This window comes from Psychrobacter sp. CMS30, assembly GCF_904846565.1.
GTDB classification, from domain to species: Bacteria; Pseudomonadota; Gammaproteobacteria; order Pseudomonadales; family Moraxellaceae; genus Psychrobacter; species Psychrobacter maritimus.
In genome coordinates, this window is record NZ_CAJHBF010000038.1 from 1 (window position 1) to 8,870 (window position 8,870).

At 45.6% G+C, this 8,870-nt stretch carries 6 protein-coding genes; 5 read left to right on the forward strand and 1 reads right to left on the reverse strand.

What is annotated here, in order from left to right:
- Positions 1-75: 75 nt before the first annotated feature.
- The 3 genes from JMX94_RS12900 to JMX94_RS12910 all read left to right on the forward strand — a co-directional run bounded on the left by JMX94_RS12900 (position 76) and on the right by JMX94_RS12910 (position 5,127).
- On the forward strand, positions 76-1,371 hold the full coding sequence (locus JMX94_RS12900; protein ID WP_227673652.1) for a DUF1176 domain-containing protein: 1,296 nt from the start codon (positions 76-78) through the stop codon (positions 1,369-1,371).
- 597 nt (positions 1,372-1,968) lie between these two features.
- Positions 1,969-3,633 carry a DEAD/DEAH box helicase gene (locus tag JMX94_RS12905; RefSeq protein WP_201565973.1) on the forward strand — a complete coding sequence of 555 codons (1,665 nt, stop codon included), beginning with the start codon at positions 1,969-1,971 and terminating at the stop codon, positions 3,631-3,633.
- Positions 3,634-3,882: 249 nt separating this feature from the next.
- Positions 3,883-5,127 (forward strand): DUF819 domain-containing protein, encoded by a 1,245-nt coding sequence (locus JMX94_RS12910; RefSeq protein WP_201565975.1) that lies wholly within the window; start codon positions 3,883-3,885, stop codon positions 5,125-5,127.
- A 10-nt stretch (positions 5,128-5,137) separates the two neighbouring features.
- Here the strand turns inward: JMX94_RS12910 and JMX94_RS12915 are convergent, their stop codons facing one another.
- Positions 5,138-6,550, reverse strand: a complete 1,413-nt coding sequence (locus JMX94_RS12915) for a PLP-dependent aminotransferase family protein (RefSeq protein ID WP_201565977.1) — start codon at positions 6,548-6,550, stop codon at positions 5,138-5,140.
- Positions 6,551-6,732: 182 nt separating this feature from the next.
- Between JMX94_RS12915 and JMX94_RS12920 the strand changes: the two genes are divergently transcribed.
- Positions 6,733-7,683, forward strand: coding sequence for an EamA family transporter (locus JMX94_RS12920; protein ID WP_201565979.1), 951 nt, complete (start codon positions 6,733-6,735; stop codon positions 7,681-7,683).
- 363 nt (positions 7,684-8,046) lie between these two features.
- A partial coding sequence (locus JMX94_RS12925) for a hydantoinase B/oxoprolinase family protein (protein WP_201565980.1) occupies positions 8,047-8,870 on the forward strand: 824 nt, incomplete at its 3' end.

Consider the following 8,870-nt stretch of genomic DNA (forward strand, 5'->3'; position numbering starts at 1 on the left):
CATTGGTACGTTAAGATAGCAGCTACCGCCTTAATGGGCAGGTGTTGATATTTATTCTATTAATGAGTAATGATTATGAAGGATAATAATAAGACGACGCGTGCATCATCACCCTTAACGCGTGAGATGACAGTTGATTTTGGTCATGCTAACTATGGTAGTGGTAGTAAAAATAGTAGCAGCAGCAATAGCAATGCCAATCAGCAGCGCCATAAAAAATCCAACCTCTTAACAGATAGCACTCATCGCACAATAAATCCTATAAAAACAAAAAAGACACCCTTATTGATGACAAAGAAAATTTTATTACCCTTATTTGCAGCCATTAGCACGGCTTTATTTAGTTCAGCGGCGCAGGCTGGCGCGGCTGTTGATTTTAGCAACCAAGACTGGCAAGTGGCTTGCGATAATACCCGTACTTGCCGGCTGGCAGGTTACCAAGCAGAGAACAATAGCGATTTACCGGTGTCGTTATTATTGGTGCGCCGCGCAGGTGTCAATGCCACAGTCGATGGCAAGGTCAAGCTTGGCGGCGCAAAAGAAAGCTCTGCAAAGGCCTTGATGCAGCTTGGCAACCGCCATCGTATATCCTTGTTTATTAATGATAGAGATTACGGAGAAACCAAGCCTTACTCGGTGGCGGCAGGTCATGCAGAGCTGACTTCAGCGCAAGTCAACGCGCTACTTGATGCCTTGACTAAATCAAGCAAGATTGAGCTGGTGATTCGCAATACGCGCTGGCAGCTATCGGATAAAGGTGCCAGTGCTGTCATGCTCAAAGCCGATGAAGCACAGGGCCGAGTAGGGACACCAAGTGCCTTTATCAGTACCGATAGCGCAAGCAAATCTAATAGTAGTGTCTTGGCGCCTAAAGCAGCACCCGCGCTACGCTTAGTCACGCCAAACCCTAAAGCCATCTCTAGCAGTAAGAAAAAGTTTGTCATGCGCTCATCGCAGTTAGCAGAGCTGATGAAGACCACCATGAAGGATGCAGATACAGATTGCCCAAACTTAGCAGATAAGTCACCTTGGCGGGTCAGCCGTCTAAATAGCAAGCAGCTGCTCGTACAGCATGATTGCTGGATGGGTGCTTATAACACTGGCATGGGCGCTTGGGTGCTCAATGACACTAAGCCTTATCAGCCGACCTTGGTGACGACCAGTGCAACCGATTATAGCAATGGCAAATTAACCTCGGTGCAAAAAGGCCGCGGGATTGGTGACTGCTTATCTAAAACCGACTGGGTATGGACGGGCAAAGCTTTTGAGAAGAGCCATGAAAGCACCACAGGCATGTGTCGCTTGATAGAGGTAGGCGGTGCTTGGCAATTACCAACCTATGTGACGGAAGTAAAAGTGTCACGTACATAATTAAATTTGATAAAAACAGCAACTTGCTTTAAGCCTTGGTTTAACATAAGTTTTTAAGCCTATATTTGCAGCTATAGCCCTTATTTTGCTAATAAACAGAAAAAGAGCTACTACTTACATTTTTGTTATGCTATACTGCGTCGCCACGTTAGCTTAGACTATCGTGAATTATGAGATTGATAACATCGCCTGCGATTTTGGGTCTAGGATGACCATAAGTAATTGTTGCCGATGATTTTGTGTACTTAAATAACCCTTCATATACATATTGAAAAACACGTTATTTTTGACTCATATCTTATCTACGAACCCATATATGGGCTAGATTGGTTGTTACCAGCCTTTATCTGCTTTGGACAAAGCATGGATAATGCGCTTTTAACGAACAAGGATGAGACACTCGGCACTACCACCAAAATACGTCAGACAGCACGAACGCCTTTATAATATTGACAAGCTTTATAAGCTTGGCTTTTGATTGTTAAGCCTTTTTTAGGGTGAGATAATTATTTTATAAATGCAGCGTGGTGAACGGTTATCAGTGGTATGCATCAAGCTTGCTGAATTTACAGCAGCTTATACTTACCAAGGATTACTATGACTGACATCTTATCTGCTATCGCCGCTGAAAACGGCATCATCGAAAGCACTGATACCCCAAATACCGATACTAATAATCAAGCGGCTACTACTGACGCTGCTGAAGAAAACAAAATCACTTTTGCTGAACTTAACATTGCCAAGCCAATTTTGACCGCGCTTGATCGCAGTGGTTATACCCATCCAACACCTATCCAAGAACAAGCCATTCCTTTTGCTCTAGCGGGTCGCGACTTATTATTGTCAGCGCAAACCGGTAGTGGTAAAACAGCGGCATTTGTTATCCCAGTACTTGACCGTTTAAGCCGTGCCACTAGCTTTGACAAACTAACCAAAGCCCTTATCCTAACGCCAACGCGTGAACTTGCTCAGCAAGTACATGACAGTGTGCGTACGTATTCTAAAGATATGCGCGGTTTGTTCTGTGTGCCATTAGTAGGCGGCGCACCTTACAATGGTCAGATTACTGCTTTGAAAAAAGGCGTGCAAGTGATTGTTGCGACTCCTGGTCGTTTACTTGACCATATCAATGCGGGCCGCGTTGACTTATCAAGCCTAGAAGTTTTGGTACTTGATGAAGCTGACCGTATGCTTGACATGGGTTTTGCTGATGATATCAACGATATCTTGAAAGCCGCTCCTGATAACCGTCAAACCATCATGTGTTCAGCAACTTGGGATGGTCCTGTTGGCAAGATTGCTGCCAGCTTCACCAAAAACCCTGAGCGCGTTTCAATCAAAGTTGAATCAGCACACATCGAAGAAAAAGTGTATTACTGTGACGATTTTGATCATAAAAACCGTTTGCTTGACAAAATTGTTTGCGATAAAGAGATGGAACAAGTCATCATCTTTGCTGCGACCAAACGTAGTACTGAAAAATTAGCCAAATCTCTACAAGAGCAAGGCCATAAAGCCAGCTTCTTACATGGTGACTTGCCACAAAGCAAGCGTAACCGTATCGTTCAAGACTTGCGTAATGGTAAATGTAAAATCTTAGTAGCGACTGACGTTGCTGCTCGTGGTCTTGACGTGCCAGCACTATCGCACGTCATTAACTATGACTTGCCACGTCAAACAGAAGACTACGTGCATCGTATCGGTCGTTGTGGCCGTGCCGGTCGTACGGGTATTGCCATCAGCCTATGTAGCATGGATGATCGTCCACAGCTAAACGCTATCAACCGTTATTTAGATCGCAAAATGGAAGTATCGGTCATCGAAGGTATGGAGCCTAAGAAGACTTATGTACCTAGCGAAAACAAAGGTAATGGTCGTGGCCGTGGTCGCGGACGCTCAAGTGGCGGCGGTAACGGTCAAGGCCGTGGTCGCGCGGGTGGTGGCTATCAAGGCAATCCTGCTAATGCTCGTGGTCGTTCAAGCGACAGCGCATCGACTGGTCAACGCGCTAGCAATGACAGCGGTTATCAAGGTAAGCCACGTGATTCATCTGGTAAACCAAATGAGCGTTCAGGTGGCAAGCCGTATCAAGGCAAGCGCACTGGTGCTCCTAGCCGTGGTGATAGCACTGGCGTTCCACGTGGCGAGCGTGCTGCAACGGGTCGTGGTCGTCCAAGTGGCAGCCAAGGTCGCCCAGCTGGTCGTGCTGACAGCCGTGGTCAAGGTCGCTCAAGCGGTGGCAACCGTAGTAACAACTCGTAATATTGTTATCGTGACTGGTCAATAATAGCATTTGATTAAATGCTATTGGTCTAGCCAGTTAACCTAACATTAAAAGCCAGATACTTGTTATCTGGCTTTTTTGTGCGTCATGGTTTTATAGTAAGGCGGCTCTATGTCAATGATAAAACATCGATATAAAATCAACAATGCGAGATCGTTGCTTGCGCGTCTTTTTCGCCTTGTCTATACTGACAGGCTTTTATTCATCGTGTGCTGCGGAGCCATCTGATGCCCGACATCTCTTATTTAGCAATTGACAATCTGCCATTAGCATTTGGCATTATCATGGCCATTATTGGTCTGGTTTTTTATACCCAAGGGCTGCCCGGTAAATTTTGGCGACGTTTTTATGCCGTATTGCCGGGTATTGTACTGTGCTGCTTTATCCCAGCCACGCTAAACAGCCTAGGCGTCTTCGCTGATGGTATCGGCTCACAGATTTACGGCTTTACCGCTACCTATCTGTTGCCCGCCAGTTTGCTACTGATGACGTTGTCGATGGATGTGCCAAAAATCTTAGGTTTAGGCTGGAAAGCGATTGCCATGTTTTTTGCCGCCAGTGTTGCCATTGTTATTAGTGGTCCGATTAGCTTAGGTATTGCCAAATGGATATCGCCTGAGATGTTTACTGACGATACCTTATGGCGTGGGTTTTCAGCGGTCGCGGGTAGCTGGATTGGCGGGGCGGCAAACCAAGCGGCGATGAAAGAGCTGTTCGGCGTCAGTGATGATTTATTTGGTATGATGATTTTGGTTGATACTACCAATGCCTCATTATGGTTATTGGCTATCTTGGTCATGGCCAAGCACAGCGCTAAGATAGATAAGTTTTTACGGGCAGATAGCAGTAGTATTGATAAAGTGATTGCCGCAGTTGAAAGCTATGAGCGTGACAATGCGCGCCCAGCCACTTTAAATGATTTGATGGTGATGTTTGGTTTGTGTTTCGCCATGGTTGGGGTGGCGCATTTCGTAGGCGGGCAAATAGCAGGCTTCTTTGCCCCTTACAGTTGGGCAGTACAGTATAGCTTTGCCAGCTCATTCTTTTGGATGGTGGTGATTATCACCTTAATAGGGGTAGTATTTTCCTTTACCAAAATTCGCCGCCTTGACCATGTTGGCGCCTCCAAAATCGGGACGGTATTTATCTTTGTCTTGATTGCCGCTATCGGTATGCAAATCAATCTCGCCGGTATTGTCTCGCAGTGGCGTTTGCTACTCATTGGTCTGTTATGGATGAGTATCCACGTCGTGATTATTTTTGCGGTCGCTAGGATGATTCGTGCACCGTTTTTCTTTTTAGCGGTCGGCTCCAATGCCAATACGGGCGGCGCGTCATCGGCACCGATTGTCGCCACAGCATTTCACCCGTCACTAGCACCGGTTGGGGTATTTTTGGGTATTTTAGGCTATGCCGTGGGTACCTTTGGTGGTTATATCAGTACGCAGATGATGCGGTTGGTGGTGGGGTGATGGAGTTTTATCAGTATTGACAGCTTTTATCCAAATAATCACCCAACCAACTCAAAAACTCATCGCTTGTTGTTGATACATTGAGTCGCAGATGGGTTGAGGCGCGGGCATCTGGGTAAAATAATTGCCCCGGTGCGACCAGCCAACCTGCTTTATAGGCATCTAGTGCCAGCTGGCTCGTATCCTGCCCCGTGTCTACCCAAACAAAGAGTCCTGCTTGTGTATGCTCAGGGTAGATAAGTCCTATCCTTGGTAATACTTGGCGCATTCTTTCATGAGCGCTATATAAATGCTGCTGCACTTTTTTAATCTGCCGGCGATACTCACCATGCGTCCATAAATGATGACAAACCCGTTCACCAAATTCTGGTGTGTTTGAATTGCTTAAGGTTTTAATACGCAATACATCATCGATATAGTTATCAGGACAGACCAACATGCCAACGCGCCAGCCTGACGCCATTGACTTTGAAAACCCAGTCGCATAAAACACCCGTTCAAACTGATCAAGGCTGGCATAACGCAGCACTTGACCACCCGATACAAATGCGGCGTATAAATCGTCCTCAAAAATATAAGCATCGTACTCATGAATAAGATTGAGTACTTGGTGCGCGCGGGCAGGATGCAGGTTACAAGAGGTCGGATTATGCAGCACGCTATTGGTCAAATAGAGCTTGGGACGATACGTCGCAAACAGCTTTTGCATCTGCTCAATATTAGGCCCTTGATGGTCACGTTCTACAGAGACGACGTTTAATCCTTGTTGTTGCAAACAGCTTGATAGCCAATACCAGCCCGGCCCATCAACGACCACCGTATCCCCAGCTTGAGTAAGCAGCCGCGCCACCATGGTCACGGCTTGCGACACTCCTGCCGTAGTAATTATGTGCTCGATATGAGTGTGCATGCCCAGCGTATGCAGGTGTTGAACCAGCTGCTGACGTAGCGGCAAATAGCCATGAACATTACCATAATCATAGATAAAGCTATCGGCTTGCTGGGTTACCTGCCGTATGGCCCATTCCATCTTATCATTACGTACCCAGTCTCTCGGTAATGTTCCCACCCCCGGCGAGCGATGATGCGGGATATCACTAAAAACTTGCTGTATCAGCCAGCGCGTATCTATTACTCGGTGCTTAACGACTGCTCTTTTATCATCATTCGGCTGAACTACTTTTGCTTGCGTATTGACATAATAGCCCGAGCTGGGCTTAGCAATTAGCACACTGGTAGCCACCAATTGCTCATAAGCTTGTACCACCGTAAAGCTTGATATATTTAATAGTTTCGCTAACTTTCGCACCGAGGGCACACGCTGATTGGGCAGGTAAATCTGCCAGTCAATACGCTGCTGTAGCCATTCAGCGACAGCAGCAGTCTTGGTTAAATTTGGATTGAGCGTATAGGTTTCGACCATAATGAATGTGCTTATCTCTTCAATGTCATGATTAATTGTAACGTTAAGAGTAACTATACACTTTGTTCACCATTAGTAAAACTGTATCGGGTCTGTTATGGGCATTTAAACTATAGTCGATTCTTAAGATTCAAACATTAATAACAACTCAGAACTAATAATAGCTATTCTAGGATAAGCCTATGACCCTTCTACACATCGCTCTAGCTGTATTGGTTGCCTTTATTTGGGGTGTAAACTTTACCTTTATTGCATGGGCGCTCGAAAGCTTTCCGCCACTGATGTTAACCGCTCTACGTTTTTTCTTTACTGCCGTGCCGTTGGTGCTGTTCCTTAAACCGCCCAAATTCAACCGTACGCTATTTATCTATGCCATTGGTACGTTTGTTATGCAGTATGCCTTTGTATTCACCGCCATGCATTTGGGTGCATCGGCAGGGTTGACGGCGCTGTTGTTGCAAGTTCAAATTTTTATTACCGTCTTGCTGGCGTATGTCATATTAGGTGAGTCTGTGAGTCGTATGCAGATTATCGGTATGTTAGTTGGTGTGCTAGGTTTGGGTGTGATTGCGCTAAATCTCGGCGGTGATATGCCCTTGGTTGGCTTTATCTGTATCTTGATTGCAGCCATAGGTTGGAGCTTTGGCAATATCGCTTCAAAACAGGCCTCAACGGAGCAAAGCGCTAGTAATATTTCTACTGCCTCGCCTGTTAATAGCAACAACAAAGCTTCAAATAGAACATCGGCACTGTCTGCATTATCACTAGTGGTATGGGGCGGTCTGATTGCTTGTATAGTTTTGACCCTATCTTCTCTGTTATTTGAAAATGAGGCATGGACGCTTGCAACATTTACACAGGCGTCCTTCAAGTCTTGGTTATCGCTTGGATTTATCGTCTATGTCTCAACCCTGATTGGCTTTGGATTGTGGGCGCATTTGCTTAGTCAAAATATCGCCTCTAAGGTTGTACCATTTGCCTTACTGGTACCCGTATTCGGTATGACGACTTCAGTGCTGCTCATAGGAGAGGTGGTCACATGGTGGAAGATGCTAGCAATGGTGCTCATCTTATCTGGACTGATTTTGGCTAATGTGAAGATGGGCCTAGGCAGGAAGCCTGCGCACGCATAGTAGTAAATAACTTATAGCTTCCTATAGGGTTAGTAAGAATAGACAAAAAGAGCAGTGCATCACATATGAAGCATTACTCTTTTTTTTATTCTGAACGCTTTATATCGCACTATGATAAAGATGAAAACAGGCTGCTTATAGCTACAGCTGTACACTCACAGTCAAAAACTCTGCACGCACAGTCAATCTATTTTGCCAAAACCTCGCTATAGTGAAAAAGCTTGATCATTAGGATAGATGATAAGCCAGATAAAGCGCACGCTGAAGGGTAAGGATAAATGGTCATATAGACCAGCATATTCTCTTATTTCTCTTATATAAATGCGCTTATTCTGACCCAAATTTCTCGACAAGGAGTCTTTCATGAGCAACGCTCACCCCTCTATAGATCCTATTACCTTGTCTGTCGTACGTGGTGCCCTAGAAACGGCGCAGCGTGAGATGACAACCACCTTAGAAAAAACCGCCCGTTCGAGTGTCTTTAACTTAGCCCATGATTACAGTAATGCGCTGTTTGATCATTTGCCTGAGATGATTTTGCAAGGGCAAGATATTCCCATTCATTTAGGCTCACTCATGCCAGCCATGAAAGCCGTCGCCGAATATTATGGTGATGACATTCATGAAGGCGATGTCATTTATCATAACGACCCTGTGATGATGGGCAGCCATATCTTAGATTGTTGTATGTATAAGCCGGTATTTTATAAAGGTGAGCTGGTCTTTTGGACAGTCTGTAAAGGTCATGTCACTGATATCGGAGGCCCTGTACCAGCAGGCTATAACCCTGACGCCAAAGAGATATATGCCGAAGGCTTACGCATTCCGCCCATTAAGATTTGGGAAAAAGGCGTCAGACGTCGTGATGTGATTAACCTCATACACAGTAATATGCGCTCACGCCGTAACCAAGAAGGCGATCTCAATGCTCAGTATGGCGCGTGTGCCGTCGGCGAGCGTAATATGATTGCGCTGCTAGACAAATACGGCGTTGAAACGGTACGCGGCGCGATTGAAGAGCTAAAGAACATGGCTGACCACCATATGCGCTCATTAATCTCCTCTATCCCAGATGGCGATTATCATGGCGAGGCGGTGTTAGAAGACTCAGGTCATGGCTTGGGTGATATGACCATTAGCGCCGACATTGTCATCAAAGAAAGCAACGTGCATATTAAAATAGCCAG

What these genes read in the sequence shown, in the direction of transcription:
- JMX94_RS12900 (WP_227673652.1), top strand. Translation starts at nt 76, where the DNA reads ATGAAGGATAATAATAAGACGACGCGTGCATCATCACCCTTAACGCGT.
- JMX94_RS12910 (WP_201565975.1), top strand. Translation starts at nt 3,883, where the DNA reads ATGCCCGACATCTCTTATTTAGCAATTGACAATCTGCCATTAGCATTT.
- JMX94_RS12915 (WP_201565977.1), bottom strand. Translation starts at nt 6,550, where the DNA reads ATGGTCGAAACCTATACGCTCAATCCAAATTTAACCAAGACTGCTGCT.
- JMX94_RS12920 (WP_201565979.1), top strand. Translation starts at nt 6,733, where the DNA reads ATGACCCTTCTACACATCGCTCTAGCTGTATTGGTTGCCTTTATTTGG.
- JMX94_RS12905 (WP_201565973.1), top strand. Translation starts at nt 1,969, where the DNA reads ATGACTGACATCTTATCTGCTATCGCCGCTGAAAACGGCATCATCGAA.